Origin of the sequence: Enhydrobacter sp. (genome assembly GCA_025808875.1) — a bacterium.
In the GTDB taxonomy this organism is placed as follows: Bacteria; Pseudomonadota; Alphaproteobacteria; order Reyranellales; family Reyranellaceae; genus Reyranella.
This window is the reverse complement of sequence record CP075528.1, coordinates 1-26769: the sequence shown is the minus strand read 5'-3', so window position 1 is coordinate 26769 and position 26769 is coordinate 1. Positions and strand designations below refer to the sequence as shown.

Below are 26769 nucleotides of genomic sequence, written 5' to 3'. Positions count from 1 at the left end.
CGTGCTGAGGAGACGACAATGGACCGGGCTGGCGTTCGCGCTGGCCTTCGTGCCGGGCATCGCGCGGGCGCAGGACGATGTCGTCGTGTTCGCCGCCGCCAGCCTGAAGAACGCGCTCGACGAGATCGCGACCAACTGGTCGAAGGACACGGGCAAGAGGATGCCCAGGATCTCCTATGCCGCCAGCCCGGCCCTCGCCCGGCAGATCGAGGCCGGCGCGCCGGCCGACCTGTTCATCTCCGCCGACCTCGCCTGGATGGACCATGTCGACGACAGGAAGCTGATCGCCGCGGGCACGCGCTTCGACCTGGTGGGCAACAGCATCGTTGTGATCGCGCCGAAGGACTCGAAGGTGACCTCGGTCGCGATCACGGGAGCGAACCTCGCGAAGGCGCTCGACGGCGGCCGCCTGGCGATGGCCAATGTCGCGGCGGTGCCGGCCGGCAAGTACGGCAAGGCGGCGCTGGAAAAACTCGGCGCCTGGAACGACGTCAGGGACCGCCTCGCCCAGGCCGACAACGTGCGCGCCGCGCTGCTGCTGGTGGCGCGCGGCGAGGCGCCGCTCGGCATCGTCTACGGCACCGACGCCGCGGCCGAACCCAACGTCAGGATCGTCGCCACCTTCCCGGCCGGCTCCCATCCGCCGATCGTCTATCCGGCGGCGCTGACCAGGGACAGCAAGAAGGCCGACGCCAGGGCTTTCCTCGACTACCTGCGCGGCGCCAGGGCGCGCCTGTCGTTCGAGAAGCAGGGCTTCACCGTCCTCGTCCGCTCCGGTTCGTCGACGTGACCGCGGAAGAGTGGGCAGCGGTCAGGCTGAGCCTGCTGGTCGCCACCACGGCGACCCTGGCCAGCCTGCCGCTCGGCGTCGCGGTAGCGTGGTTGCTGGCGCGCGGGCGGTTCTGGGGCAAAGGCGTGCTCGACACGGTCGTGCACCTGCCGCTGATCCTGCCGCCCGTGGTCACCGGCTACCTGCTGCTGATCTCCTTCGGCCGGCGCGGCCCGGTCGGCGAGTTCCTCGCCGACAATTTCGGCATCGTCCTCTCCTTCCGCTGGACCGGCGCGGCGCTGGCCTGTGCCGTCATGGGCTTTCCGCTGATGGTGCGGGCGATCCGCCTGTCGATCGAGGCGGTCGACACGAAGCTCGAGGCGGCGGCCGGCACGCTCGGCGCCAACCCGGCGATGGTGTTCGCCACCGTCACCCTGCCGCTCTGCCTGCCCGGCATCATCGCCGGCGCCATCCTGTGCTTCGCCAAGTCGATGGGCGAGTTCGGCGCGACGATCACCTTCGTCTCCAACATCCCGGGCGAGACCCAGACCCTGCCCTCGCTCATCTACACCTTCACCCAGGTTCCCGGCGGCGATGCCGGCGCGATGCGCCTGACGCTCGTCTCCGTCGCCATCTCCATGCTGGCCCTGCTGGCCTCGGAGCTGCTGGCGCGCCGCGCCCGGACGGCGACATGAGCCTGGACATCGACATCGACCACGCCCGCGACGCGTTCCGGCTGAGCGTGCGCTTCGCCGCGCCGCCCGGGTTGACCGCGCTGTTCGGCCGCTCGGGATCGGGCAAGACCACCCTGGTCGACATCGTCGGCGGCCTGATCCGGCCCGACCGCGGCCGGATCGCCGTCGATGGCGAGGTGCTGGTCGACACGGCGCGCCGCGCCTTCGTCGCCCGGCATCGTCGCCGTGTCGGCTACGTCTTCCAGGACAGCCGGCTGTTCCCTCATCTCAGCGTGCGGCGCAACCTGCTTTACGGCCGCTGGTTCAATCGCGGGGTCGGCGGCGCCGACCTCGCCGGAGTCGTCGAACTGCTGGGCATCGGCCATCTGCTGGAACGGCGCCCCGACTCGCTCTCCGGCGGCGAGAAGCAGCGGGTCGCGATCGGCCGGGCGCTGCTGGCCCATCCGAGGCTCTTGCTGATGGACGAACCGCTGGCCTCGCTCGACGAGGCGCGGCGCGGCGAGATCCTGCCCTACATCGAGCGGCTGCGCGACGAGATGGGCCTGCCCATCCTCTATGTCAGCCACTCGGTGGCCGAGGTGGCACGGCTCGCCACGACGGTGGTGATGCTGGCCGACGGCAGGGTGACGGCGGTCGGGTCGGTGGCCGACATCCTGCCGCTCGCCGACGACCGCGACAGCGGCAGTGTCGTGGAGGCCCGCGTCCTGCGGCACGACGAGACGTTCGGCCTCACCGTGCTCGCCTCGGCCGCGGGCGAACTGCAGGTGCCGCGACTCGCGGCGCCCGCAGGGACGGCGGTGCGTGCCTATATCCGCGCCCGCGACGTCATGCTCTCGCTGCGGCCACCCGAGGAGATCAGCGCCCTCAATGTGCTGCCGGGCCGGGTCAGCCGAATCACCCCGCAGGGCGTGCAGGCCGAGGTGCGTCTCGACTGCGGCGGGACGATGCTGGCCGCCCGACTGACGGCCAAATCGGTGCAGCGTCTGGCGCTGGCGCCGGGCCGCGATGTCTATGCTGTCATCAAGAGCATCTCGCTGGAACGCAGCTAGGGAGGGCCAATGCCGCGGCTGAGCATTCGCATCGACTTCGAGCCCGAGGGCCGACTCGGGCCCGGCAAGGTGGCGTTGCTCGAGCACATCGGCCGCGAGGGTTCCATAGCCGCCGCTGGCCGCGCCATGGGCATGTCCTACAAGCGCGCCTGGCAGCTCGTGTCGGAGATCAACGCCGATTTCGCCGAGCCGCTGGTGGCGGCGCAGACCGGCGGCAGGGCCGGAGGTGGTGCCGCGCTGACGATGCGTGGCCGCGAGCTCGTCCGCCGCTACCGCACCATCGAGCGCAAGGCATTGTCGGCAACGGTCCGCCATCTGCAAGCGTTGCAGGCCATCTGCCGAACGACCAGGGGACGATAGGAGGAGCGCCATGCCGGGTGCGAACGTCCGCAAGGGAATGCCGAGCGTGCAGCTCGACAGGCAGGAGTTCGCCCGTCGCCTGCGCGCCCGCTTCGCCGATCCCGCCTTCGACGCGGTCGCCGACGAGATCGAGAAGATCATCGACGTCGCCTGGTCCGGCTACGACGAGTACCGCAAGTCGCCGCGCACGCGGCCCGCCGGCGCCGGCCACGCCGACCCCATGCATGAACTGCCCGTCGAGTGGCTCGAGGCGCGCGATGCGATCCGGCACGCCGAGGCGCGGCAGAAGTCGGCCGGGGCGCGATCGCGCATCCTGCTCGTCAACGGCTCGCCGCGCTCCGACCAGACCTGCCCGGGCGAAATGTCGAAGACCTGGCGCCTCGCCCAGATGGCGCGCGAGATCGTCGAGGCGGAGAAGGGATTCGACTGCGAGGTGCTCGATCTCAGTCGTCTCGCCTCCGAGTACGGGCGCGTCATCCATCCCTGCAAGGCCTGCGTGTCGACGGCCATGCCGCTCTGTCACTGGCCATGCTCCTGCTACCCCAACCACGCGATGGGCCAGACCGGCGACTGGATGAACGAGATCTACCCCCTGTGGGCGGCGGCGCACGGCGTGATGATCGTCACGCCGGTGCACTGGTATCAGGCGCCCACGGCGCTGAAGTCGATGATCGACCGGCTGGTCTGCGCCGACGGCGGCAATCCCGATCCGACCTCGACCGGCGGCAAGGATCCGGCGAAGGCCAAGCAGGTCGAATTGGCGGGTTGGGACTATCCGCGCCATCTCGCCGGCCGGGTCTTCTCCGTGATCGTCCACGGCGATGCGGCGGGCGCCGAGACGCTGCGCCGGTCGCTGGCCGACTGGCTGTCGGACATGGGATTGGTCGCAGCGGGGCACGCCTCGGCGCTCGACCGCTACGTCGGCTACTACGAGCCCTATGCCTCGAGCCACGACGCGCTCGACGCCGACGCGGCGCTCCACGAGGAAACACGCAACGCCGCGCGGGCGCTCGTACGCGCCGTCGCGCTGATGCGCGACGGCAAGCTGCCGCAACCCGACGCGAAGCTGCGAGCGCCCCGGCCGAAATAGCCGCCGCCCGCCGCCCGAGCGTGTTCCTCGCCGGCGTAAACTGGTATCAGGCTCGCGGAGACCGGAGTTCGTCGTGGGGGGAGACTCGTGTCCTATCTGACGCTGCCGTTCCAGATCCGGCTGGTGCCGTTCGTGCTGGCGATCCTCGCCGTGTTGTGCCTCGGCGTCGCGCTGGTCGAGGAGCCCGAATCCTTCTGGTTGATCGTCTGCTTCGCGGTGGCGATCGTGCTGGTCGTCGTCGGCATCCACGACCTTGTGCAGAAGAAGCACTCGATCCTGCGCAACTACCCGATCGCCGCGCACCTGCGCTTCCTGTTCGAGGCGATCCGCCCGGAGATGCGGCAGTACTTCTTCGAGAGCGACAAGGACGGCGTGCCGTTCAGCCGCGACCGCCGCGCCGTCGTCTACCAGCGCGCCAAGATGGTGCTCGACGTGCGGCCGTTCGGCACTCACTACGACGTCTACGGCGAGGGCTACGAGTGGATGCACCATTCGGTGGCACCGCGGCCGGTGTCGAAGGAGCCGTTTCGCGTCCCGATCGGCGGGCCCGACTGCGCGCGGCCCTATTCGGCCTCCGTGTTCAACATCTCGGCCATGAGCTTCGGCGCGCTGAGCGCCAACGCCATCCGCGCCCTGAACGGCGGCGCCCGGCGCGGCGGCTTCGCGCACGACACCGGCGAGGGCGGCTACAGCCCCTACCATCGCGAGGGCGGTGGCGACGTCATCTGGGAGATCGGCTCGGGCTATTTCGGCTGCCGCAACCCCGACGGCACCTTCAGCCCCGAGAAGTTCGCCGCGGCGGCGTCGAACGAGCAGATCAAGATGGTCGAGCTCAAGCTCAGCCAGGGCGCCAAGCCGGGCCATGGCGGCGTGCTGCCCGCGCCCAAGGTGAGCGCCGAGATCTCACGGACGCGCGGCGTGCCGATGGGCGTCGATTGCGTCTCGCCGTCCTGCCATTCGGCGTTCTCGACGCCGGTCGAGATGATGCGCTTCATCGCCGAGATGCGCCGGCTGTCGGGCGGCAAGCCGGCCGGCTTCAAGCTCTGCGTCGGCCACGAATGGGAGTTCCTCGCCATCTGCAAGGCGATGCTGGAGACCGGCATCTATCCCGACTTCATCGTCGTCGACGGCAAGGAGGGCGGCACCGGGGCGGCGCCGATGGAGTTCATCGACCACATCGGCAAGCCGATGCGCCAGGGCCTCTACTTCGTGCACAACGCGCTGATCGGCATCGGCGTGCGCGACCGCATCCGCATTGGCGCCTCGGGCAAGATCATCACCGCCTTCGACATCGTGCGGGCGATGGCGCTCGGCGCCGACTGGTGCAACTCGGCGCGCGGCTTCATGTTCGCGGTCGGCTGCATCCAGTCGCAATCGTGCCACACCGACCGCTGCCCGACCGGCGTGGCAACCCAGGATCCGTTCCGCCAGCGTGCGCTGGTGGTGCCGGACAAGGCGGAACGCGTCCACAATTTCCATCGCGCCACGCTGCACGAGCTCGCCGAGCTCACCGCCGCGGCCGGGCTGGACCATCCGCAGCAGTTCGCGCCCATCCACATCAGCCGGCGCATCTCGGCGAGCGAGGTGGCGACCTTCGCCGATCTCTACCCGCCGCTCGGCGCCGGCGAGCTGCTCAGCGGCTCGGACAAGCCGCGCTGGACGCAGCCCTGGGCGATGGCCGACGCGCACTCGTTCCGCCCCAAGGTCTGAGCCGCCTCACCACGGCGCGACGCCGAAGATGTCGGCGAAGGTTTCGCGCGACACCTCTAGGGGCGGTGAAGCCGGGCCCGGCCGGAAGCGCATCGTCCACGCCGAGAAGCCCGACATGAAGAACCGCGCCTCGCCGCCGGCCAGGGTGTCGCCGTCCTCGGGCCCGAGCCCGATGACCTGCGGATACCAGCTGCCGTGGCGCACGATCTGCAGCGGTTCGCTTCAACCGTCGGGATCGGCGAGGTCGGTGTTGAAAGAGACGAAGACGCCGCGCTGGACCATGTCGGCGTTTCCCTCGGTCGTCCAGTTCAGCAGCATGACGAAGCGGTCGAGCGCGCGATTGTAGTGGATGGCCGGGCCCCAGAAGGCGTCGGGGTCGCGGTGACGCCAGCCGCGCCGCGCCGGGAAAACGGGCGTCGCGTCCTCCCCGGTCCGGCGGGCGCGCCAGGCGCCGTCGCGCCACAGCTCGAGACGCCGCGGCGCAGCGCGATCGGCGACGCGGTAGCGGGCGACCGCCACGCCCTGGCGGGTTTCGTCGGGCACGTAGGACGAATAGCAAAGGTAGAACCACTCGGCGGCGCGATCGGGCACGACGCAGAAATCGCCGTAGCCGCCGGCGAGGAAGCCGTTGGCATAGGCCGGATCGACGTCCGAATCGGCCGCGCGCAGCAGTTCGCCGAGAAACGACCAGGTCAGGCCGTCGTCGTCCGAGACGAGCGCGCCGACATGGGGCACGAACAGCCGGCTCGCCTCGAGGAAGACCTCGCCGTGATACCAGCCGAACAGGCGGCGATCGGGCGCGCGCCACACCGACTGGATCCACTTGCCGACGTCGGGCGAGGCGTCGTGCATCAGGCGGACCGGCGCGCAGGGTCCGGCCGGCCAGTCGCCCCCGGTCTCGCAGCGCAGCGTGTGGCCGCGCGGCAGATAGTGCGACACGAAGGCAAGCGTGCGGCCGCCGGCGCGGCGCAGCGGCGAGTTGGAATCGGTGCGCCGCAGCGGCGGCCGGTGGAGCAGCAGTGGAGGCGCCGGCGCGAAGTCGACGGCGAACGGGCAAGGCGGGCGCATCGATCGAGTATCGGGCGCCGGCGCGCATGGCTCCCTGACCTGAATCAAGGTTGCCAATCCGGCCGTCTTGGCCCAGCAATGGCGCAAAGACGGAGAGACGAGGAACCGCCGATGACCGCACCGTTCGATTTCGCACCGCTGCTGGCGCCCAACGCGCCGGCGCCTGCCGTCAAGTGGAACGGCTTTCCGAAGTACAATTTCATCGGCGGCCACAACGACCCCCGGCATGTCCCGGTCGAGGCGCTGGTCGAGGCGGCGACGGCGGTGCTCAAGCGCGAAGGCGCCACCCTGGCCACCTACGGCCTCAACAGCGGCCCGCTCGGCTACCGGCCGCTGCGCGAGTTCCTCGCCGGCAAGTTCAAGGGCCACGCCGGCATCTCCTGCTCGCCCGACGAGATCCTGATCACGTCGGGGTCGATGCAGGGCCTCGACCTGATCAACAGCCTGCTGGTCGCGCCGGGCGACACGGTGATCGTCGAACAGGAGACCTACGGCGGCGCGCTCACCAAGCTCGCCCGCTTCGGCGCCAAGGTGATCGGCATCCCGCTCGACGGGGAGGGGCTCAGGCTCGATCTCCTCGGGCAGAAGCTCGAGGAACTGAAGAAGCAGGGCATCAAGCCGAAATACATCTACACCATCCCGACGGTGCAGAACCCGACCGGTGCCATCATGGGCGAGGCGCGGCGTGCCGGGCTGATCGCGCTCGCCGCTGAGCACGGCGTGATGATCTTCGAGGACGAGTGCTATTCCGACCTGGTGTGGAGCGGCAAGCGGCCGCGCGCGCTCTACGCCATGGCGAACGGCGAGGGCGTGATCCATATCGGCTCGTTCTCCAAGTCGATCGCGCCGGCGCTGCGGGTCGGCTACATCGTCGCCAAGTGGGAGGTGCTGTCGCGCATCCTGGCGCTGAAGCAGGACGCGGGCTCGGGCGCGCTCGAGCAGATGGTGCTGGCCGAGTTCTGCACGAGGCACTTCGCCGACCACGTGCCGAAGCTCTCCAAGGCGCTGCACCTCAAGCTGCAGACGCTGCGCGAGGCGCTGGCCGAGCAGTTCGGCACGGCCGCCGAGTTCGGCGATCCGCCGGGCGGCATCTATCTCTGGATCAAGCTGCCCGACAACGTCGACACGGTGAAGCTCGGCCAGGCCGCGCTGGCCGCCGGCGTGTCGCTCAATCCGGGGCCGGAATGGTCGACCGACAAGGGCTACGCGCGCTCGCGCCTCAGGCTGTGCTTCGCCAATCCCGAGCCGGAGACGATCCGGCAGGGCGTCGCCGTGCTGGCCGAGGTCTGCCGGCGCGAGTTCGGCGTGCCGCTGCGCAGCTCCAACGTGGAGAAGAAGTAGCCGCCCAGGCCACAGGGCGCGTCAGCCGCGCCGCGCGGCCTCGATCGCGGCGACGTCGATCTTCCGCATGTCCATCATCGCCTCGAAGGCGCGCCGCGCCTGGTCGCCGCCGGCGGCCAGCGCCTCGGTCAGCACGCGCGGCGTGATCTGCCACGAGATGCCCCACCTGTCCTTGCACCAGCCGCACGCGCTCTCCTCGCCGCCGTTGCCGACGATGGCGTTCCAGTAGCGGTCGGTCTCGGCCTGGTCGTCGGTGGCGATCTGGAACGAGAAGGCCTCGTTGTGCTTGAACAGGGGACCACCGTTGAGGCCGAGACAGGCGACGCCGGCCACCGTGAACTCCACCGTCAGCACGTCGCCCTTCTTGCCGGAGGGGTAGTCGCTGGGCGCGCGGTGGACGGCGCTCACCCGGCTGTCCGGAAAGGTCGCAGCGTAGAAGCGCGCGGCGGCCTCGGCATCCTTGTCGTACCACAGGCAGATCGTGTTCTTGGCAATTGCCATGGCTGGTCCTTTCGCTTGCACGCCCTAGAGCAGTGTTCATCCAAGTTGGCGCATCTTTCCCTCCCCATCGCACATGCGATGGGGAGGTGGCCGCGTCCTACGCGGACGGAGGGGTCATGACTCGCTGACCCCTCCGTCGTCGTAAGACGACGACACCTCCCCAACTTCGTTGGGGAGGAATCGATTCGAGGTGCGCGGACTATGCTCTAGTCCGGCGTCTTTTCCGCCAGCACCATCCAGCTCACGCCGAACTTGTCGGCGACCATGCCGAAGCGGCTGGCGAAGAAGGTCTCGGCCAGCGGCATCTGCACCTGGCCGCCGTCCCGGCCGAGCGTCGCGAACAGCTTCTCGGCCTCGGCGTCGCTGCCGACGTTGATGGTCAGGGTGAAGCCCTGGAAGCTCGGCTTGCCCATGCAGTGGCCGTCCGAGGCCATGATTTGCGTGTCGCCGACCTTGAAGGCGGCGTGCATGACCTTGTTCTCGGAGCCGGCCGGGATCATGCCCGGCTTGCTCGCCTCCGGATGCTCCTTGAAGCGCATCAGGGCGTCGACCCTGGCGCCGATCGCGCTCTTGTAGAATTCCAGCGCCTCCTCGCACTTGCCGTCGAAGAACAAATAGGGCTGCACGTTCATCGTTCTCTCCTTCAGTCCCTCAGGAATCCGGCCAGGCGCTCGAGGGCGCCGGTCCAGCCGCCGCTGTGGCTCGCGCCCGCCTCCTCCGACCGGAAGGCGGCGTGGCTGAGCGTAAGGCGCGTTCCGCCGTCCAGATCCTCGAACGTCACGGTGACCAGCGTCTCGGGATCGACCGTGCCGTCGCCATACTGCGTGACGTAGGTGAAGACGAGGCGCTCGGGCGCCACGACTTCGCGATACTCGCCCCACTTGGTGATGATGCCGCGGTCGGCCCAGCGCATGCGCCGATGCCAGCCGCCGCCCGGGCGCACGTCCATGCGGCACGACACCAGGGTGCAGTCGCGCGGCACCCACCAGCGCGCGGCCAGCGCCGGATCGGTCCAGGCCGCGAACACGCGCTCGCGCGGCGCCCTGAACTCGCGCACCAGGACGAGTTCGTGCTCCTGCGGCCTGGCCATGACGTTCATGGCGCCCGCGCGAATTCGGTGTCGGCCACGATCTCGATCGGATCGCTGAAGATCGGCGGGAATCCATAGTCCTGCGGGTCGATCCAGGCACGGGCATGGACACCGAGGCGCGGGCTGCCGCCGAAGCCCTTGCCGGCGCCGATCAGCTCGACGTCGAACGTCACCGGCCGCGTCCGGCCCATCAGGGTGAACCGGCCCGCGACCTTGCCGCGCAGGGCGTCGCTGCGGATGAAGGACGTCGAGACGAAGGTGGCATCCGGGAAGGTCGCCGACTTCAGGAACGGCTCGCCCGCCAGGGTCTCTGCGAAGCCCTTGACGTTCGACGTGATCGACGCCGTCTTGATCGTGATCGAGAGCGTCGACTTGTCCGGTGCCGCCGGATCCCAGCCGAGCCGGCCCTCGGCGGTGTCGAAGCGCAAGACGCTGTAGGAGTAGCCGAGGTGCGAGACGCGGGCGAGCACCGAGGTATGGAAGGGATCGAGCGCGTAGGTGCCCGCCGTCGCCTCGCCCGCATCCTTGCCGGCGACGAAGACGCCGGGCGGCAGATCCGCCGTCTGCGCGAGCGCCGCGCCGCTTGCCGCGAGCGACAGGGCGAGGACGACTGCCTTCCGGATGGGTGCCTTCCGGATGGGGGCCTTCCAGACGGGTGCCTTCGACATGCGCGATCCCTGCAGGAAACAGTTAACCTATGGGTTAACGGTTATGGCGCCCGCGCCGCCCTGTCAACCGGACTCGAAACGACCTAAGAACTTCTCATGATCGACATACATGCCGGGCGTGTGCCCACCCGAGCGAGCAACGGCCTGGTGACGTCGCCCCACGCGCGCGCGAGCGAGGCGGGCGTTGACGTGCTGCGCGCCGGCGGCACCGCCGTCGATGCCGCGCTGGCGACCAGCGCGGCGCTGTCGGTGCTCTATCCGCACATGACCGGGATCGGCGGCGACGCCTTCTGGCTGATCTGGGACGCCCGCGCGAAGCAGGTGCGCTACATCGACGGCGGCGGCCGCGCCACGTCGCTCGGCACGATCGAGTCCTTCGCGCGCCGCGGCCTCGCCGAGGTGCCCTATCGCGGGGCCCTGCCGGGCACGCTGACCGTGCCGGGCGCCGTCGCGAGCTGGTGTGAGGCGCATGCCGCGCACGGCCGCCTGCCGCTGGCGCGCTGCCTGGAGAGCGCCATCGGCTACGCGCGCGACGGCTTCCCGATGACGGCGCGACTCACGCACTGGCGCGACACCGCGCGCGAGGAGCTGGCGAAGACCCCCGAGGCGGCGGCGATCTTCCTGAAGGACGGCGCCACGCTCGCCAACCCCGATCTGGCGCGCACCCTGCAGGCGATCGCGAGCGACGGCTGGTACGGCTTCTACGACGGCGAGGTGGCGCGCGAGCTGGTGCGCTGGTCGCAGGCCAACGACGGCTTCTTCGCGGCCGACGATCTCAGGGCGCAGCTCGCGCGCTGGGGCGAGCCGATCAAGGGGAGCTACAAGGGCGTGACGATCTACGAGACGCCGCCACCGACCCAGGGCTTCGCCGTGCTGGAGATGCTGAACCTGCTCGAGCCGCTCGACCTGGCGAACCGGCCGTTCCTCGGGCCCGACCACGTCCATCTCCTGGTGCAGGCCAAGCAGATCGCCTACCACGACCGCGACCGTCACATGGCCGATCCGCGCTTCGCCGACGTGCCGACCGCGCGCCTGATCTCCAAGCCCTACGCCGACGAGCGGCGGCGCCTGATGGATCCCGGGCGCGCGCTGCCGTGGGACCGCATCCCGTCCTACGGCAGCCTGTCGGGCGACACCGTCTACGTCGCCGCCGTCGATCGCGAGGGCAACGCGGTGTCGCTGATCCAGTCGCTCTACGGCGTGTTCGGCGCCGCCGTGGTCGCCGGCCGCACCGGCGTGGTGCTGCAGAACCGCGCGGCCTATTTCTCGCTCGATCCGGGGAGTCCGAACCGGGTCGAGCCGGGCAAGACGCCGCTGCACACGCTGATCGCCTCGCTCGCCTTCCGCGACGATCGATTCTGGGCCGCCGTCGGCTGCATGGGCGCCGACGGCCAGCCGCAGATCCACCTGCAGGCCTACCTCGCCATGATCGACCACGGGCTCGACATCCAGCAGGCGGTGGAGGCGCCGCGCTTCCTGTCCGGCCGCTTCGGCCTGCTCGAGGCGCGCGACACCCTGCACATCGAGGGTCGCTTCGCGCCCGCGACGATCGCCGAGCTGGAGCGCCGCGGCCATCTGGTCGACCGCTGGCCCGACTGGCACGAATCGGCCGGCCACGCGCACGGCATCGTGCGCGACCCCGCGACCGGCGACTGGCTGGGCGGCGCCGATCCGCGCAGCGACGGCGAGGCGATCGGGTACTGATGCATCTGACACGAATCTGACAGGGATCTGACAGCGAGGCGACGGCAGCGGACCGCGTCCCCCAATCCGGTGCCGCTCATGTTTGACAAGCATCGAATCAAACATGCCGGCACCAGCGTTGTGTTCCGGCACGAGCGTCGACTCACCTCTTCGATCTCCCGCCTGTAGCCAGACCACCTCACCCTGAGGAGCGCCCCTGTGGGGCGCGTCTCGAAGGGTGAGAACGAGCACTGTGTCTGTTGCCCACCCTTCGAGACGCATTGCTGCGCAATGCTCCTCAGGGTGAGGTGGTTTGGTGAAGCGGAGTCTGCTCCAGATGTTGTGCCGATCGCGCCGGTCTGGCGGTGCCTGACGGCGAGCCGATCAAGATCTTGCGGACGCAATTTCGTTTCAAACAAACAGGAAAATAACAGCAGTGATCCTCGCCTTGCGTAAACGTGAGGCCGGCCTGAACGCGCACCCGAAGCGTCGATCGTCGTTGTCATGCGGCGGACGCTACGCGCGTCGTCTTGCGATTTCCAATCTGGTTCACCGGGTCGGATTCGTGCCTTGATTCTCCACGCGAATTTTCGGGGCGGTGAACCAAATTCGATTCTCCGTTCGGGTTCTGCCACTTCTGTCACGCGCGCAGTCTAGGCGCACGGGATCGAGAATTCGAACCTGGTCAACGAAATCGGAATCGCCCTTTGAATCTCCACGGAAATCTTCGAGATGCTTGACCAAAATCGATTCTCCTCCCGCGCCCTGCCATTCCTGTGCGCGCTCGCACTTTCCGCGAGCAACCAACGGAGTGAGTCGAGTCATGAGTAACGAGGGATTGTTCACCAAGGGCGGACCCGGCGGTCCGGGTCGTCCCAAAGGCAGCCGGAACAAGGAAATGCACTATGCGCGCCGGCTCCACAGCGAGCACGGCCGCGAGGCGCTGCAGCGCGTGGTCGACAACATGCGCGACACCGACAAGCGGGTCAGCCAGCGCGCCAGCGAGTTCGTCCTGATGCAGGGCCCGCGGGTCGCCGAGGAGCCGATCCAGGTCGAGCTGCCGGAGGTCAACTCGCTGGCCGACGCCAAGCGCGCCCTCAACGCGCTGAACCAGGCGATGGGCGCCGGCGAGATCACGCCCGAGAAGGCCGATGTCGCCATGCGCGTGATCGAGCGCCAGTGGCGCATGCTGGTCGCGACCGAGCTCGAGCGGGAGGTCGAGGAGCTGCGCGAGGTCGCCGACGAGTTCCTCAAGCTCAAGCGCGCCGTCGAGGAGGCGGGCAAGTCATGATGCGTGCCTTGCGGCGGCGGGTGCGGCGGCTCCGGCTGGAGCTGATGGTCGATCGGCCGGCGCAGGAGCGCAATCTGATCATCCTCGCGGGCCTTGGCCTGACGGGCAGCGAGGAGGTGCGGGCCTCGCTCCGCGACATGGTCGCGGAGGAAGCGCGGCGGCGTGACGCCCTGCGGTCACCTCCGCCGGCCCCTTCTCCGGCGGCCCCTTCACGAGCGATGCCCGAGGAGGCGCCGACGGACGAGGAGCGGCCGGCCTATTGGGACCTCAAGGTCACGGGGCCCGCGCCGCCGATCATGTCCCCCGAGCAGATCGCGAAATTCTGGGACGGCGTCGAAGCGGAATACAGGCGCCATGACGCCGAGATCATGAACATGACCGCCCAGGCCGCCGAGACTCGCGCGGCGGGCGCGGCGCCTGAAGCGAAACCTCCCCGCCCCTGGCCGCCCCGCGGTCCGGCGCAGGGACTGGACTTCGATGAAATGTACCGCTGGCGGCCGCGCGGCGAGCCCGAACTCTATCCCGATCCGCCGGAGAAGCCCGACCCCGACGATCCGTTCTGATTGCAGGATGGCCAGTATTATTGAGGAGACTTCGCCATGAGCTTCGACTTCGACGGCACGGCAGCCGCCGAAAGCCAACAGGCCGATCGCCAGCGCAGGCAGCTGAGCGACGAGGCGTTCCGATGGCTGATGGACGATCCGCGCGGGCGACTGCTGGTGTGGGAACGACTGAGCGACGCCGGGCTGTTCCGAACGAGCTTCAACACGGACCCGTGCGTTACCGCCTTCGCCGAAGGCCGGCGCGACCTGGCCCTGCGCGATCTCAACCGCATCCAGCGGCTCTGCCCCACCCTGTGGGCCCGCATGATGGTAGAGGCAGCCGCGAGGGATGCGGCGCTGGGAGGGACGGCACCGCAACCTGGTTAAAGTCTTTCCGTCGAACTCTGAAGCGTGGAACCAGAGAACAACCTCATCCTGAGGAGCCGCACGAAGTGCGGCGTCTCGAAGGATGGCAACAGTGAAGCTGCTCGTGCCCACCCTTCGAGACGCGTCGCTGCGCGCCGCTCCTCAGGGTGAGGTGTTTCCGTTTCGGCCGGAAAGACTCTAGGAGCGAGCAAAGGCGGCAAGCGGCTCGAGATCATGATTGTCGGCGGCGTGCAACGCGTCGATGTAGGCACGCCTTGCATCGCCCGATGCTTGCAGATTGGCGGAACCCCATGTGAAGCGCTTGCCGCCCTGCTGTACGGCAAGAAGGTCCGCAGCCAGTCGCGACCAGCGGCCATTGCCGTTCGGAAACGGATGCACCGACACGATGCGATGATGAAAGCGCACCGCCAACTCGTCAGGGGAGTACGTCTTGTTCTCCAGCCAATATCGGGCGTCGCCAATGACCTGCATCAGGTCCGCTTGTATCCGGTAGGGAGTGACGCCGAGATTGCGCCCGGTCGTCCGATAGTCGCCGGCCCACTTCCAGACGCGATTGAACATGCGGCGGTGAAGGCCGCGCAGGAATGCCTCATCGAGAACATTGCGTTTGCGAGAGAATGCCCAGTTGTCCGCTGCGGCGATGTTCGCTTGTTCGAGCTCGTTGAGCTCGCTGCGCAGGGCGATGTGGGTGGGGATCAGTCCGTGGCGTTCTTCGGCAGCAAGGGGAGTCGCATCGTTGTCTGCCTCGAACGGACTGGTCATTTCTCATCCCAGAGGCGCGCAGGTCTTCGCAGCAGGTCTTCCATGAATTGCCGACGAAGCTCCTTGTTGGCTTGCTTGTCCCGTACGGCCTGATCCTCGAGACTCATGGTGTGGTGCACCGAGGCCAATTGCTTGTCGGCCAGTTGCTCGGCACGATCGTGCACGACCTGGGCCAACGGACGAATGGGAACGAGGGCATAGACGACCCGACAGCCCAAAGCCTCCGCCGCCCGCTGCAACGAGTTGAGCGTTACGGTCCCGCCCACCTCGGCTTTTTCGAGTTCAATAATGCGCGGTTGGGTGACACCTATACGGCGCGCCAGTTGCGCCGTCGTCATGCCGAGCGCATCGCGCACGGCGCGGAGCCAGCCCTTTGGAGGCCGGGCACTCTTCACCAGAGGGCGTAAGGCGGACAGGCGCTTGTCGAGGTGGCGGATAGCGTCTTTCATGCGATAAGTTATATCTTATAAATTCTCTAAATATCAATAAGATATATCTTATTGTAATTGTTCAAATATATAAGATATATCCAATCATTCTCCCGAGCAGATCGCGAAATTCCGGGACCGCGCGGAAGCGGAATACAGGCGCCATGACGCCGAGATCATGAGCATGACCGCCCAGGCCGTCGAAGCTCGTGCGGCCGAGGCACGCCCGGGCCCGGCGCCCGATCCAGAACCGCGCCGCTGGCCGCCCTGCGGTCCGGCGCAGGGACTGGACTTCGATCAGATGGTGCGCTGGCGGCCGCGCGGCGAGCCCGATCTCTATCCTGATCCGCCGCAGAAGCCGCCCCAACTCGACCGTCCGCTCTGACAGAAGGACGACCAAGTATTGAGGACAGTGCGCCATGAGCTTCGATTTCGAGGGCACTGCGGCGGCGGAAGGCCGACAGGTCGATCACCCGCGCAAGCAGCTGAGCGACGAGGCGTTCCGTTGGCTGATGGACGATCCGCGCGGGCGACTGCTGGTGTGGGAGCGGCTGAGCGACGCCGGGTTGTTCCGCACCAGCTTCAACACCGACCCCTGCGCCACCGCCTTCGCCGAAGGCCGGCGCGACATGGCCCTGCGCGATCTCAACCGGATCCAGCGGCTGTGCCCCACCCTGTGGGCACGCATGATGGTGGAAGCGGCCGCGAGAGACGCGGCATTCGGAGGGATGGTCGGCTCTGGTTGACTCGTCAGACTTCGACGTCAGTTCCGATAGTGACCGGTATGTCGACGACGGCCTTGATGGGCGTATATAGGTCCACGTCCACGTCTTTCGATTTGAACGTGATGATCAAAGAATATCGCGCCTGCTTGTTGACGTATTCTTTCCCGGCTCGATCGCGCCACCAGCCCAGAACGGGCTTGATGCAAAGCATATCTCGGCCGAGCAGTTCAATGGCCGGCCCGGACCACGAATCGCAATGCAGCGAGCCAGCGGACACGCTGTTTGGCCCAAGTCTCCACCGATCGTCATCCGGTTCAACGCGCGGACCTATACGTGGATCTTCTCGCTCCGCCGCATTTACCCGCTTTTTGAACGTGTCTAACGGCTCGCCTTTGCGGCGCAGATCAAATCGCAATCCGTGTGACTGGTAGCGTTGCGGTTCAATGTTCGCGGAAAGACCTGGGCTCGGCTCTATAAAGTAGGAAAGCGTAATTTTGAGCTCAACTTCATTGTTTTCGAGTCGCTCTAGGAGGTCGCGAGGAATTGGCAGCGTGTAGTAGTGGCACTCGTTGAATTTTCGACCTTTGTCCATCTTGAACGGCTGAATGCCCGCCTGCGCAAAGAGTGCAAGATGGTTATTGGCAGAGGCCGTTGCTCGGTCATAGTCAGGAACGCCGTATCCGAAGCGTCTGACAATCTCGTAGCTTTGCTTCTTGCCAGAAGATGCGTCGAATGCATCCAGCATCGGCTGCGTCCACTCGGCGCTATGAACGATGAGACCACGGATTGTCTCTGGCCAGTATTCTGGGTGATCAGCGGCAAGACGCGCTGCCAGTCGTGCCCCTTGAGCGGAAGCAGCGCTCGTTGCCTGAAAAGGCACCAAAGGCGCGCCCATGTCGCTTCCTGTCGAAAGCAAAGACACGGAACCAAACGTAAGTACTTCCGTCCTCGATTGGTTGATACCGCGATTGCCCGCTTCCATCACTATCTCAGGCTTGATTGGCGTACGTCCCTGCGGCCAGATAGCGCTTGTGCGGCTGTGCGGGCTTAGGGCACCAGCATCTGCAAGCGGTGTCCAATCTGCATATCCCTCTTCAGTGACATCAATTAGGTCAGTGTATCCGCCTACAGTGAGCGCATTCCAAGCCTGAGCGGGATCTTCAATCGGATATTCGTCTTGCGCCCGAATTCTTGTCGCATCAGTCTCAGCCGCAATATTTCCAGCTGCGACCACAATGAGCCGCTTGGGACCATCTTTCTCGTCGCCGATCATGGCACCAGCTGCCGCTTGATCAATCGCGGCACTCCAACTCGATGGTGTTGCTCCGGACACGTCAAGATTCGTGACGGCCATGCAGTACACACGTTGCCTGTCGGGGGCGGTGATCTCTGGAAGAGAGATAGCAGCCTGAGTTAACACGCCGTAACTTGCCGGGTCATTCACATCAAAACCATCCGGCGGCAAAAGCTTTACGGATTCCAGGCGGTGCTTAAGGGTGCGTTCTGCGGCGTCGCCAAGCGCCGCCGTCAGATCGCCGTGCAAAGCCATTCCTGCCATGGCCGTTCCGTGACCATCTTCGTGATGATCGTTAACACCCCATTCTGCTTTCAGAGCGTGCAAATCGCCGGTTGCCAGAGCGGGCTCAATTAACGTGTGCCCCCTATTTACGCCGGTATCGAATACGCAGACAGAAGGGGCGTCATTTCCTGGCCAGATAGTCCTTGCTGCCAGATCATCAGACCAAGGGTGCTGATCGCCCGTCACTTTGTCGATGAAAAATGTTGGATTGTCCGTTGCGCGCCGGATTTCTGCGATAGCGCCGGTCATGAAGAGCATGAGTTCGATAGCAACGCGCGGCGCCAAGACGGGTAGGACGGTCACGTCCGGAAAATAGAGCCGCCGGTCTCGACCTGCCGCCCGCACACCCAACCGTTCGCAAACCTCTTCGATGTTGGCTTCCGACTCAGACCAGCACCACAACGCCCACCACACTTGATGCTGGGGATCTGTGGGAAGCGAATCTGGCGTGTCTGTCCATACGGTCTCAAGCCGCGCAGTCCGAAATGCCTGAATAGCTTCGACAAGGGATTTATGCGGTGGGTTCCCGGCAACCTCCGTGAGCGGACCGCTTCTATACTCATCGAGGATCTTCGCAAGCACCTCGCGTGATGCGTCCGGAACGAACACAGCGACAGTAGGCGCTTCCCGATCGTCGACCTTGGATGCGCCGGGCCGTATGCCAGCTCTCTTTCGCTCAAGAATCTCCGGGTCTGTGCCGCGCCTTAGCTCGACTTCCAAAATTGTGGTCGTAGCTGCCGGCAGCCTTTCGTCTTTCGGCCTTAGCTCCTCGGCGAGCTTCAAGGCCGCATCAAGCTCGCTCTGAAGGCGCCGGCCGTGCTCCTCACGTATTCGGACGGTAGAGCCTCCGCCCGATCCGAGTCCTAAGTAACTTTGTTGGGATTTGAACCGCGATATTTCAATGTGAGGAAGAGTAAACCTCGACGGCATTCACTTATGCGCCTTTCGTCTCCAAGAACGCATTGCGCATGGAATGACGCTCGCGTAGACGCTCGAGCAAGTCTTCCGTACTCATGGTGTTACGCTGGTCCAATATGGCGGTCTTCACGGCATCGTCGCTTGCGCGAACGATTTCTGACTGGCTCAAACCTTGAGCTTCCTGCAAGATCTTTTTCCAACTCGCTTTGACGATTTGCAACCGACCCACATGGGCCGTGATTAGCTTGCGGATCTGCACGGCTGTTGGCGCGTCGAATTGGAGCACCTGATCGTACCGGCGTATCAGAGCACGATCGAGCAACTTTGGATGGTTCGTTGAGCAGACAATGACGCTATCCGTAGCGCTCGTCTCCTCCATGAATTGGAGGAACGAGTTCAAGACGCGGCGCATTTCGGCCACGTCATTGGTGGCAGTCCTATGACCGCCAACCGCGTCAAACTCGTCGAATAGATAAACACCACGACGCTTTGCTGTTTCGTCGAAGATCATTCGTAGCTTCGAAGCCGTCTCACCCATGTATCTCGTAATCAAGGAGTCGAGACGGATCACATACAGCGGTAGGTGCAATTCACCAGCCAAGGCCTCAGCCGACATCGTCTTGCCTGAACCAGGCGGTCCCACAAACAGCAGCCGGCGATTCGGCGTCTTTCCATGCTCTCGAAGCCAATCGCGCTTTCGTTGCTGCCGCAGCACATCGTTGATGCGTGCGACTAGCTGATCCTTGAGAACAACGTCTTTGAGATTGAAACGCGGATTCCTAAGCTCAAGAAGACCTTCAAGGTTGCCGCGAGGACTCGCAAATTGAATTGGAACTGACTGGCCACGGCTGGAGCTCGCGCGTGCCTTGTCCACCTCGGCGCGTAGTTCTTCTGCGACTTGGCGGTGCCCCTGACGCGCCTCAGCCGCCGCAACTTGAAGCGCGATCGAAAAAAAGGTCTCGTCGTCGCCTTCTGCGCGACTCCGCATCAAAGCCAAGATTTGCTTTACGTTGGACAAGTGGAGCCTTTCACCACCGATAGTGTACAACATTTTGCGCGCGTGCGTATGCATCGCCGACGGTGTTAGACCACATCCATGCGCCGCAGGCTTGGGGCGGCCTTGTGTATTCGGTCAGTTGCGGGGATAGCCTGGGCGTTTGGCCCATTTCACGGCTTTTCCTGCGGAAAATCGCGCTCGCCCTCATCTGGAAGGCGCGCGTTCCGAAAGAAGCGGCTCAGCTAGCGACCTTCGATGCTCTGGGGTTTCTGAAAGCCAAGGGCGAAGACGACTAGGACGGCGCTCGGCGCGAGATGTATCAAAGACGGTCGATATCCTCTTGCGTGGCAGCTTTGCCGGTGTGGGGCACGAAGCCCTGATGCTGATGCCGATGCCTGGACACCTTCGAGTCCGAGGTATCGTAGGAGACGTGATGTATTCGATGCACGGCGACGTCCCCTGTATCCACTTCAAGCGTCTCGTCCCGGTTGTCCCCATTGGGGTCGTACCATGGTCCGCGTATGAATTCCGGCAGTGAGAAGTCTGGTTTGCTCTTGGGAGGCGGAACTTCTTCGTGAACACGGTAGTCGATCGAGGCTATGCCGTCTGAGTAGTCCATGAGGGATGTCCGAAGCTTGGTACCGTCCGGCAAATCGAGCGGTTTGACTCTCGCAGCTTTCTGAAAAAGGACGACGTTTAGCGAGTCACTCTTCGTTTGCGCTGAGGGAAACAGGATTCCGTCGATTGCAGGATCAGCCCGGGAGGCCAGGAAGTCAGCGACAGCCTGCGTTGCCAGATAGGCGAATGCCTCGTCGGTCGGCAACACGGGCTGAGTCATTATGCTGCTCAACGAGCGCAAGAACGCAACACGCTCGAATGTCGGCGCAAATGTCGGATCGAACAGGCTTCCGGCAATCTCCACCGACCGCAAAATTGTAAGATCGAGGAGCCGCAGCGGGCGGATCACGCGAAATTTGGCTGTGACGACGTTTGCGCCGACGGGCGGGCGCACTTCAGCGAGCGCAGTCTTTGTATCGCCAGACCCGTAGAAGACTGAAATACCTCGCGCGTTCATCCTGCCGTCCTTTGCGAGCTGCGGCGGCGGCGGACCAATATGCCGGTCCGGCCTCTCAAGTGCTTGCTTGAGCGCGTCGTCACCTTCGATCACACGCGCACGGTAGAAGGCGTCGATACCGGTCCCGGGCCCTCCATCGACAATGAGGGTCTTTTGATCCTTCGTCTTCATCGCCTCAATACCAGCGAAGACGTCCTTGAGACGGCTTTCGCAGGTCTGGCTGAAGTACCGAGCTTCTGTCTTCAGAGTTTTTTCGAATTCGCGCCATCGTTCATGCCAATAGGCACCGTCGTCCGAATGCTCTGCGTAGAACAGCTCTGAATTGAACTCGCTTTCTTCTCCTTCGATGTAGTCGCCCGGAGCAGGCTCGTGCTCGTATTCCAGAACCTGCTGAATGTCCTCAGCCGCAGCCTCGGGAATGTCAGCCGCACCCATGATGGCGTAGACGGTCGACTCCCCTTCGCCTTCCGAGGAGCGGGCAAAGTTCTGCTCGAACGCAGTCTCGACGCGTTCGCTGACTTGGCCGATCGTGAACGTCGTTCCGTCTTTGTAACAGTAGTGGCAGCGGCCAGGCTGTCCGTGCGTGGCTACCTCATTCTTCAGATAAGACTCGCCGATACAGCCTGAGCATATCAGGCGAGCCTTCACTTGTTGGCAGTCTGAATAGTCGATGTCCATGCGCGTGATCCCGCTCTCGGATTGCTTACCAGATCGTTCGGGATTGCCAATGGCTTGTTTGCCGACACCGGGCCATCGCCTTTGATGGCCGCCCCTGGATATGCACCCTGCTTTTGCATGCAGCCACCTTTGGTGCAGCCCAACGATTCTTCATGCGGGGCGCCGGCTTCTCACGCACGCGACTTCAGAAGAGGCGATGGGCAGCTGACCCGATCCTGCTGCGAGCGCTAGATCCTTCGCTTAAGCGCGGGGGTTACCCCGCGCGACTCAAGATGACAGGGAAAACCCCTCGTAGCCCGCCTTCACCACCGCCTCGCAGCGTTCGATGTAGGCCGGGAAGCCGCCGATATAAGGCATGAACACCCGCGGCTTGCCCGGGATGTTGGCGCCGACATACCAGGAGCTGCAGGTCGAGCGCAGGGTGTTGTCGGCGGCCTGGCCGACATGGCCGACCCAGGCTTCCTGCGCCGCCTCCAGCGGCTCGATCATCGTCTTGCCCTGCTTGCGCATCGCCTCGAGGCAGTCGGCGATGAAATCGACATGCTGCTCGATCGACGGAAGCATGTTGGTCAGCACCGAGGGGCTGCCGGGACCGGTGATGGTGAAGAGGTTGGGGAAGCCCGCGATGGTGAGGCCGAGATAGGTCTTGGGTCCCTCGCTCCAGCGCTGCTTCAGGGTCACGCCGCCACGGCCGCGGAAATCGACGCGCAGCAGCGCGCCGGTCATGGCGTCGAAGCCGGTCGCCAGCACCAGGCAGTCGAACGCGTAGTCCCTGCCTCCGGCGCGCAGGCCGGCGGGCGTGATGCGCTCGATCGGCCCATGGCTGCCCTCGTCACCGATGTCGACCAGGGTGACGTTGGGCCGGTTGAAGGTCTCCCAGTAGCCTGAATCGACGCAGAGCCGCTTGCAGCCGATGATGTTCTTCGGGCTCAGCCTCCCGGCGACCTCGGGATCCTTCACCACCTCGCGGATCTTGCCGCGCACGAAATCCGCCGCGGTCCGGTTGGACCGATCGTTCAGCAGCAGGTCGGAGAAGGCCGCCATGAAGCCCAGCCCGCCATAGGCCCAGCGCTCCTCGAACTGACGGCGTCGCTCGGCCTCGGGCGTCTCGATGGCCGAGGCCCAGTTGATGGTGAAGTCGATGCCGGCCGGCAGGGTCCGGGCGCGCCGGCGCATCTCGGGATAGGTCGCCTTGACCCTGGCGACGTAGGCCGGATCGAGCGGCCCGTTGTGGGCCGGCACGGTGTAGTTGGCGGTGCGCTGGAACACCGTCAGGTGCTTCGCCTGCCGGGCGATGATCGGGATCGACTGGATGGCCGACGAGCCGGTGCCGATGACGCCGACCGTCCTGCCGGTGAAATCGACGCCCTCGTGCGGCCAGTTGCCGGTGTGATAGGTCGGGCCGGCGAAATCCGCGAGGCCGTCGATCCGGGGCGTGTTGGGCGAGGAGAGGCAGCCCATGGCGGTGATGACGAAGCGCGCGCGGACGCGATCGCCCCCTTTTCCATCCAAGCCTTCGGTCTCGACCAGCCAGGTGTTGTCGGCCTCGTCGAAGGTTGCCCGGGTCACGCGCGTCTCGAAGCGGATGTCGCGGCGCAGGTCGAAGCGGTCGGCGACGTGCTCGGCATAGCGCAGGATCTCGGGCTGGGTGGCGTAGCGCTCGGTCCACTCCCATTCCTGCTCGAGCTCGGGCGAGAACTGGTAGGAATACTGCACGCTCTCGACATCGCAGCGCGCGCCGGGATAGCGGTTCCAGTACCAGGTGCCGCCGACGCCCGTGCCGGTCTCGAACACGCGCGCACTGAAGCCCTTCCGGCGCAGGCGGTGCAGCATGTACATGCCGGCGAAACCCGCACCGACGATCACGGCATCGAAATCAATCGACATACGCCCTCCGAACGTCCGATCCTCGATACCCTAAGTGCGACAGGGGACGCCGGCCCGCAAGATGAACGACAGCGCCTATCCCGCCACATGGTATGCCGCCACGCGGCACGCGGCGCCGGAGTCCGTTCGCAAGGCAGCTGGTCCCCCGCAGCCGACCTGTAGACAGGCACGCAGGATCCCGCACGCTGAGGACCGGTCACTGGTCTCGGCAAGGCCGATGGAATGAGCCTCGGAATCATCGTGCAGGCCCTTGGCGGCCTCGCATTGTTTCTGTTCGCGATGCAACGGATGACCGAGGGACTGACGCTTTTCGCCGGCAGCGGGCTGAAGCGGCTTCTCGGCCGCTGGACCTCGACGCCGCTGCGCGGCGTGTTCGCGGGCATCCTCGTCACCGGCCTGGTGCAGTCCTCGAGCGCGGTGACGGTCGCGACGATCGGCTTCGTGAACGCCGGGCTGCTCACGCTACGCCAGGCACTGGGCGTGATTTTCGGCACCAACGTGGGCACCACGATGACCGGCTGGCTGGTGAGCCTGCTGGGCTTCGGCTTCAAGATCGAGGCCCTCGCGCTCCCGATCCTGACGGTCGGCGTCGTGCTTCGCCTCCTCGCTCCGGACCGGCGCCACCAGGGGCTCGGCGAGGCACTGGCCGGCTTCGGCTTGTTCTTCCTCGGGCTCGCGCTCCTCAAGGACGCGTTCGGCGGCATGGCCGATGCCTACGGCGCCAGCGTCGCGAGCGGTGGCGGTGGCGTGAGCTGGCCCGCGTTCGTGCTGGTGGGCTTCGTCGCCACGGTGCTCACGCAGTCCTCGAGCGCCGCGGTCGCCATCATCCTCACCGCGGCCGCAGGCGGTGTGATCGGCCTCGAGGCCGCGGCCGCCGCGGTGATCGGCGCGAACCTCGGCACGACCTCGACGGCGGCGATCGCGGTGCTCAAGGCCACGCCGGCCGCGAAGCGTCTCGCCATCGGGCACATCGCCTTCAACCTGGTTGCCGGTGTCGTGGCGCTCGCGCTGTTGCCGGTGATGCTCGCCGCCGTGGAGCGACTGGCCGACTGGCTCGACGTCGAGGGCAGTCCCGCGGCGATCCTGGCTCTGTTCCACACGGTGTTCAACGTGCTCGGCGTGCTGCTGACATTGCCGCTCGCGGAACGCCTCGCGACGATGCTCGAGCGCCTGTTCCGCAACCAGGCGGACGATCTCGCCCGGCCGCAGCATCTCGACGCCACGCTGACGGCCACGCCGGCACTCGCTGCCGCGGCGCTGCATCAGGAACTCGGACGCCTGCGCGGCATCGTCGCGACCGTGTCGCGGGCGGCGCTCACGCAATCCACGCCATTGCTGCAACGGCAGTCGGACGCGGTGCGAACCCTGGTCGAAGCCATCCAGCGCTTCGTCAGCTCGGTGCGTCTCGAAGGCCCCGCAGAAGACGTCGGCGCCGAGCTGGCCGACGCGCTCGCGACGGCCCGCTACCTGCAGGAAGTGGCCGTGCTGGCGCCGAGTGGAGTCGCACTGCGGGCACATACCGACTCGCTGAAGGACGTGGCTCTCCGTGCGGCGCTCGAGCAATTCGTCGCCGAGGCTGCCGGGACGGCTTCGCTCGCCGAAGCGGCCGTCGTCGAGCCCGATGACGACCGCCTCCACAGTGCGGCACTCGAGCGGCTGCGGGGTCGGTACCGCGAGACCAAGGAGGCGTTGCTCGTCGCCGCGGTGGACAGGCGGCTCTCGGTCGAAGACACCGATGCGCTGCTCGACGAACTGCGTGCGGCGCGTCGCCTCGTGGAGCAGTTGCTCAAGGCCGATCGGCTGCTGCGCGGCTCCGAACTCGCCAAGGAAATCCAGGGCGATGCAAGGCCAGATCCATAGCAGCAGCCGGGCGAGGCTCTCACCGCGCGGGCCGGGCGACCCGCTACCCCCGCTTGCGACAGGATCTCCAGCGTGTTCCGGCCCAGGTCATCGCTGACGAACGCGATGATCGCTTCGGCGTCCTTCGCGAGCACGGCCGTCTCGCCCGAAAGCCTCGCCCCCCCGGTGGATGAGCCCGTGCCCTCCTTCGATGTTGGCCGCGTCGAGGAATCTGCGATCATTGGGCCGGGCCGGCTCCGCTGCGCGGATGCGGCAAGCCATGTGGGACGATGCGTCAAATGACGGGAATGGTGCAGCGCATGTCGACCCGCGCCGGATGGACGCGCACCAGGATCGTCTGCACGCTCGGTCCGGCCACCGACGCGCCCGGAGTGCTGGAAGCGCTCGCGCGCTCCGGGATGAACGTCGCGCGCATCAACCTGTCGCACGGCGAGCACGCGGAGCACGCGCGACGCATCGCGCAGGTGCGCGAGACCACGCGGCGCCTGGGCGAGCCGCTCGCCGTCCTCGCCGACCTGCCGGGTCCCAAGTTTCGCGTCGGCGGGTTGCCCGCGGGCGGGCGCCGGCTGGAGGACGGCACACGCGTGGCGCTCGCGATCGGGTCCGATGGGCACGACGCCCTGCCGGTACGCGAACCGGAGCTGCTCGCGGCGCTGCGCGACGGCGAGCAGGTTTACCTCGCCGACGGCGCGATCGAGCTGCGCGTCGCACATACCGCCCCCGGACGCGCCGAGTGCGAGGTCGTGGCAGGCGGCATCGTGCGCTCCGGCTCCGGCATCAACGTTCCCGACTCCGAACTCGCCGCGCTCATTCCGACCGCGGCGGACCGGCGGCACCTCGAGTTTGCGCTGTCGCAGCAGGCGGACTGGGTCGGCGTGTCGTTCGTGCAGTCCGCCGACGACCTTGCGCGCGTGCGCGAGCTGCTGCCGCCGCGCGAAGCTCCGATGCTCATGGCGAAGATCGAGAAGCGCCGCGCGCTCGCCGCGCTCGATGCCATCGTCGCCGCCGCCGACGGCGTGATGGTGGCGCGCGGCGACCTCGGCGTCGAGACCAACCTCGCCGAGATCCCGCTGGTGCAAAAGCGCATCATTGCGGCGGCCAACGCGGCCGCGCGCCCGGTAATCACCGCGACGCAGATGCTCGAGTCGATGGTCGAGCACGAGCGCCCGACGCGCGCCGAGGTCACCGATGTGGCCAACTCACTGCTCGACGGCACCGACGCCGTGATGCTCTCGGCGGAAACCGCCATCGGACGTTTTCCCGTGGCCGCGGTGGGCATCCTGCAGCGCGTGCTGGCGGCCACGGAGTCCGAATACGCCGGGCGCATGGGGCTCGAGCGACTGCGCTCGGCGCCGGCGGCGCCCGCGGATGCGGTGAGCTTCGCCGCGTGCGAGCTCGCCGCGCGCCTGGACGCGCGCGCCATCGTCGCGCCGGTGAGCGACGCCGCAGCGGCCCTCGCGATCGCCCGCCTGCGGCCGCGCGCGCCGCTCGTGGCGATCGTCGGCACCGAGGCGCTGTGGCGCAGGCTCGCGATGGTGCGCGGCGTCGCGCCGCTGCTCGGCCCGGAGGCCACCGAGCCGGGCGCCGGCCGCGAGCAGGCGCGCGCCGGGCGGTTC

27 protein-coding genes are annotated in these 26769 nt (G+C 66.4%); 15 read left to right on the top strand and 12 right to left on the bottom strand.

Annotated elements, in window-relative coordinates:
- Positions 1 to 4 precede the first annotated feature (4 nt).
- The 6 genes from modA to KIT25_00110 all read left to right on the top strand — a co-directional run bounded on the left by modA (position 5) and on the right by KIT25_00110 (position 5673).
- Complete coding sequence (gene modA / locus KIT25_00135) at positions 5 to 790, top strand: molybdate ABC transporter substrate-binding protein (protein ID UYN97775.1); 786 nt, start codon at positions 5 to 7, stop codon at positions 788 to 790.
- Positions 787 to 1464 (top strand): molybdate ABC transporter permease subunit, encoded by a 678-nt coding sequence (gene modB / locus KIT25_00130; protein ID UYN95393.1) that lies wholly within the window; start codon positions 787 to 789, stop codon positions 1462 to 1464. The genes modA and modB overlap by 4 nt, the downstream gene beginning before the upstream one ends.
- A complete protein-coding gene (gene modC / locus KIT25_00125; GenBank protein UYN95392.1) occupies positions 1461 to 2513 on the top strand; it encodes a molybdenum ABC transporter ATP-binding protein in 1053 nt (350 codons plus the stop codon). Before modB ends, modC begins: the two co-directional genes overlap by 4 nt.
- Positions 2514 to 2522: 9 nt before the next feature.
- The gene (locus KIT25_00120) at positions 2523 to 2873 is read left to right on the top strand and encodes a LysR family transcriptional regulator (protein ID UYN95391.1); all 351 of its coding nucleotides are present in this window, start codon (positions 2523 to 2525) and stop codon (positions 2871 to 2873) included.
- Between the two features lie 10 nt (positions 2874 to 2883).
- Positions 2884 to 3963, top strand: coding sequence for a flavodoxin family protein (locus KIT25_00115; protein UYN95390.1), 1080 nt, complete (start codon positions 2884 to 2886; stop codon positions 3961 to 3963).
- 102 nt (positions 3964 to 4065) lie between these two features.
- On the top strand, positions 4066 to 5673 hold the full coding sequence (locus tag KIT25_00110; protein ID UYN97774.1) for an FMN-binding glutamate synthase family protein: 1608 nt from the start codon (positions 4066 to 4068) through the stop codon (positions 5671 to 5673).
- A gap of 6 nt (positions 5674 to 5679) precedes the next feature.
- On the opposite strand, the gene KIT25_00105 is transcribed toward KIT25_00110, so the two are convergent.
- Together KIT25_00105 and KIT25_00100 are read right to left on the bottom strand one after the other, a co-directional pair.
- The gene (locus KIT25_00105) at positions 5680 to 5877 is read right to left on the bottom strand and encodes a hypothetical protein (protein UYN95389.1); all 198 of its coding nucleotides are present in this window, start codon (positions 5875 to 5877) and stop codon (positions 5680 to 5682) included.
- Between the two features lie 18 nt (positions 5878 to 5895).
- Complete coding sequence (locus KIT25_00100; protein ID UYN95388.1) at positions 5896 to 6741, bottom strand: hypothetical protein; 846 nt, start codon at positions 6739 to 6741, stop codon at positions 5896 to 5898.
- A 111-nt stretch (positions 6742 to 6852) separates the two neighbouring features.
- Between KIT25_00100 and KIT25_00095 the strand changes: the two genes are divergently transcribed.
- Positions 6853 to 8082, top strand: coding sequence for a PLP-dependent aminotransferase family protein (locus KIT25_00095; GenBank protein ID UYN95387.1), 1230 nt, complete (start codon positions 6853 to 6855; stop codon positions 8080 to 8082).
- 21 nt (positions 8083 to 8103) lie between these two features.
- Here KIT25_00095 and KIT25_00090 read toward each other — a convergent pair whose 3' ends face one another.
- The 4 genes from KIT25_00090 to KIT25_00075 form a co-directional block, all read right to left on the bottom strand.
- Positions 8104 to 8577 (bottom strand): VOC family protein, encoded by a 474-nt coding sequence (locus tag KIT25_00090; GenBank protein UYN97773.1) that lies wholly within the window; start codon positions 8575 to 8577, stop codon positions 8104 to 8106.
- Positions 8578 to 8789: 212 nt separating this feature from the next.
- Positions 8790 to 9215, bottom strand: coding sequence for a VOC family protein (locus tag KIT25_00085; protein UYN95386.1), 426 nt, complete (start codon positions 9213 to 9215; stop codon positions 8790 to 8792).
- 11 nt (positions 9216 to 9226) lie between these two features.
- Positions 9227 to 9682: an SRPBCC domain-containing protein gene (locus KIT25_00080; protein ID UYN95385.1), complete on the bottom strand. Its 456-nt coding sequence runs from the start codon at positions 9680 to 9682 to the stop codon at positions 9227 to 9229.
- Complete coding sequence (locus tag KIT25_00075) at positions 9679 to 10341, bottom strand: YceI family protein (protein ID UYN95384.1); 663 nt, start codon at positions 10339 to 10341, stop codon at positions 9679 to 9681. The genes KIT25_00080 and KIT25_00075 overlap by 4 nt, the downstream gene beginning before the upstream one ends.
- A 96-nt stretch (positions 10342 to 10437) precedes the next feature.
- Here KIT25_00075 and ggt point away from each other — a divergent pair, with 96 nt between their 5' ends.
- From ggt to KIT25_00055, 4 genes are all read left to right on the top strand, one after another.
- Positions 10438 to 12045 carry a gamma-glutamyltransferase gene (gene ggt, locus KIT25_00070; protein UYN95383.1) on the top strand — a complete coding sequence of 536 codons (1608 nt, stop codon included), beginning with the start codon at positions 10438 to 10440 and terminating at the stop codon, positions 12043 to 12045.
- Between the two features lie 802 nt (positions 12046 to 12847).
- On the top strand, positions 12848 to 13315 hold the full coding sequence (locus tag KIT25_00065; protein UYN95382.1) for a hypothetical protein: 468 nt from the start codon (positions 12848 to 12850) through the stop codon (positions 13313 to 13315).
- Positions 13312 to 13878 carry a hypothetical protein gene (locus KIT25_00060; protein UYN95381.1) on the top strand — a complete coding sequence of 189 codons (567 nt, stop codon included), beginning with the start codon at positions 13312 to 13314 and terminating at the stop codon, positions 13876 to 13878. The genes KIT25_00065 and KIT25_00060 overlap by 4 nt, the downstream gene beginning before the upstream one ends.
- A gap of 36 nt (positions 13879 to 13914) precedes the next feature.
- Positions 13915 to 14244 carry a hypothetical protein gene (locus KIT25_00055; GenBank protein ID UYN95380.1) on the top strand — a complete coding sequence of 110 codons (330 nt, stop codon included), beginning with the start codon at positions 13915 to 13917 and terminating at the stop codon, positions 14242 to 14244.
- 177 nt (positions 14245 to 14421) lie between these two features.
- On the opposite strand, the gene KIT25_00050 is transcribed toward KIT25_00055, so the two are convergent.
- Together KIT25_00050 and KIT25_00045 are read right to left on the bottom strand one after the other, a co-directional pair.
- Positions 14422 to 15006: a mobile mystery protein B gene (locus KIT25_00050; protein UYN95379.1), complete on the bottom strand. Its 585-nt coding sequence runs from the start codon at positions 15004 to 15006 to the stop codon at positions 14422 to 14424.
- Positions 15003 to 15455: a mobile mystery protein A gene (locus tag KIT25_00045; GenBank protein UYN95378.1), complete on the bottom strand. Its 453-nt coding sequence runs from the start codon at positions 15453 to 15455 to the stop codon at positions 15003 to 15005. The genes KIT25_00050 and KIT25_00045 overlap by 4 nt, the downstream gene beginning before the upstream one ends.
- A 157-nt stretch (positions 15456 to 15612) precedes the next feature.
- Between KIT25_00045 and KIT25_00040 the strand changes: the two genes are divergently transcribed.
- Both KIT25_00040 and KIT25_00035 read left to right on the top strand, forming a co-directional pair.
- Positions 15613 to 15819, top strand: coding sequence for a hypothetical protein (locus tag KIT25_00040; protein UYN95377.1), 207 nt, complete (start codon positions 15613 to 15615; stop codon positions 15817 to 15819).
- 34 nt (positions 15820 to 15853) lie between these two features.
- On the top strand, positions 15854 to 16180 hold the full coding sequence (locus KIT25_00035; GenBank protein UYN95376.1) for a hypothetical protein: 327 nt from the start codon (positions 15854 to 15856) through the stop codon (positions 16178 to 16180).
- Positions 16181 to 16184: 4 nt separating this feature from the next.
- Here the strand turns inward: KIT25_00035 and KIT25_00030 are convergent, their stop codons facing one another.
- The 4 genes from KIT25_00030 to KIT25_00015 form a co-directional block, all read right to left on the bottom strand.
- Positions 16185 to 18521, bottom strand: coding sequence for a S8 family peptidase (locus KIT25_00030; protein UYN95375.1), 2337 nt, complete (start codon positions 18519 to 18521; stop codon positions 16185 to 16187).
- Positions 18522 to 18672: 151 nt separating this feature from the next.
- On the bottom strand, positions 18673 to 19674 hold the full coding sequence (locus KIT25_00025) for an ATP-binding protein (protein ID UYN95374.1): 1002 nt from the start codon (positions 19672 to 19674) through the stop codon (positions 18673 to 18675).
- 298 nt (positions 19675 to 19972) lie between these two features.
- Positions 19973 to 21406 (bottom strand): RES family NAD+ phosphorylase, encoded by a 1434-nt coding sequence (locus KIT25_00020; GenBank protein ID UYN95373.1) that lies wholly within the window; start codon positions 21404 to 21406, stop codon positions 19973 to 19975.
- A 267-nt stretch (positions 21407 to 21673) separates the two neighbouring features.
- A complete protein-coding gene (locus KIT25_00015) occupies positions 21674 to 23293 on the bottom strand; it encodes an NAD(P)/FAD-dependent oxidoreductase (protein ID UYN95372.1) in 1620 nt (539 codons plus the stop codon).
- 222 nt (positions 23294 to 23515) lie between these two features.
- Between KIT25_00015 and KIT25_00010 the strand changes: the two genes are divergently transcribed.
- Both KIT25_00010 and pyk read left to right on the top strand, forming a co-directional pair.
- Entirely contained in the window at positions 23516 to 25153 is a 1638-nt protein-coding gene (locus tag KIT25_00010; protein ID UYN95371.1) for a Na/Pi cotransporter family protein, read from the top strand.
- Between the two features lie 287 nt (positions 25154 to 25440).
- The coding region (pyk, locus tag KIT25_00005; protein ID UYN95370.1) for a pyruvate kinase at positions 25441 to 26769 on the top strand (1329 nt) is incomplete at its 3' end.

Bases quoted from the DNA above. Each gene is read 5' to 3' on its own strand.
- modC (UYN95392.1), top strand. From the start codon at position 1,461: ATGAGCCTGGACATCGACATCGACCACGCCCGCGACGCGTTCCGGCTG.
- KIT25_00120 (UYN95391.1), top strand. From the start codon at position 2,523: ATGCCGCGGCTGAGCATTCGCATCGACTTCGAGCCCGAGGGCCGACTC.
- KIT25_00115 (UYN95390.1), top strand. From the start codon at position 2,884: ATGCCGGGTGCGAACGTCCGCAAGGGAATGCCGAGCGTGCAGCTCGAC.
- KIT25_00100 (UYN95388.1), bottom strand. From the start codon at position 6,741: ATGCGCCCGCCTTGCCCGTTCGCCGTCGACTTCGCGCCGGCGCCTCCA.
- KIT25_00095 (UYN95387.1), top strand. From the start codon at position 6,853: ATGACCGCACCGTTCGATTTCGCACCGCTGCTGGCGCCCAACGCGCCG.
- KIT25_00085 (UYN95386.1), bottom strand. From the start codon at position 9,215: ATGAACGTGCAGCCCTATTTGTTCTTCGACGGCAAGTGCGAGGAGGCG.
- KIT25_00080 (UYN95385.1), bottom strand. From the start codon at position 9,682: ATGAACGTCATGGCCAGGCCGCAGGAGCACGAACTCGTCCTGGTGCGC.
- KIT25_00075 (UYN95384.1), bottom strand. From the start codon at position 10,341: ATGTCGAAGGCACCCGTCTGGAAGGCCCCCATCCGGAAGGCACCCATC.
- ggt (UYN95383.1), top strand. From the start codon at position 10,438: ATGATCGACATACATGCCGGGCGTGTGCCCACCCGAGCGAGCAACGGC.
- KIT25_00065 (UYN95382.1), top strand. From the start codon at position 12,848: ATGAGTAACGAGGGATTGTTCACCAAGGGCGGACCCGGCGGTCCGGGT.
- KIT25_00060 (UYN95381.1), top strand. From the start codon at position 13,312: ATGATGCGTGCCTTGCGGCGGCGGGTGCGGCGGCTCCGGCTGGAGCTG.
- KIT25_00055 (UYN95380.1), top strand. From the start codon at position 13,915: ATGAGCTTCGACTTCGACGGCACGGCAGCCGCCGAAAGCCAACAGGCC.
- KIT25_00050 (UYN95379.1), bottom strand. From the start codon at position 15,006: ATGACCAGTCCGTTCGAGGCAGACAACGATGCGACTCCCCTTGCTGCC.
- KIT25_00045 (UYN95378.1), bottom strand. From the start codon at position 15,455: ATGAAAGACGCTATCCGCCACCTCGACAAGCGCCTGTCCGCCTTACGC.
- KIT25_00040 (UYN95377.1), top strand. From the start codon at position 15,613: ATGAGCATGACCGCCCAGGCCGTCGAAGCTCGTGCGGCCGAGGCACGC.
- KIT25_00035 (UYN95376.1), top strand. From the start codon at position 15,854: ATGAGCTTCGATTTCGAGGGCACTGCGGCGGCGGAAGGCCGACAGGTC.
- KIT25_00020 (UYN95373.1), bottom strand. From the start codon at position 21,406: ATGGACATCGACTATTCAGACTGCCAACAAGTGAAGGCTCGCCTGATA.
- KIT25_00015 (UYN95372.1), bottom strand. From the start codon at position 23,293: ATGTCGATTGATTTCGATGCCGTGATCGTCGGTGCGGGTTTCGCCGGC.
- KIT25_00010 (UYN95371.1), top strand. From the start codon at position 23,516: ATGAGCCTCGGAATCATCGTGCAGGCCCTTGGCGGCCTCGCATTGTTT.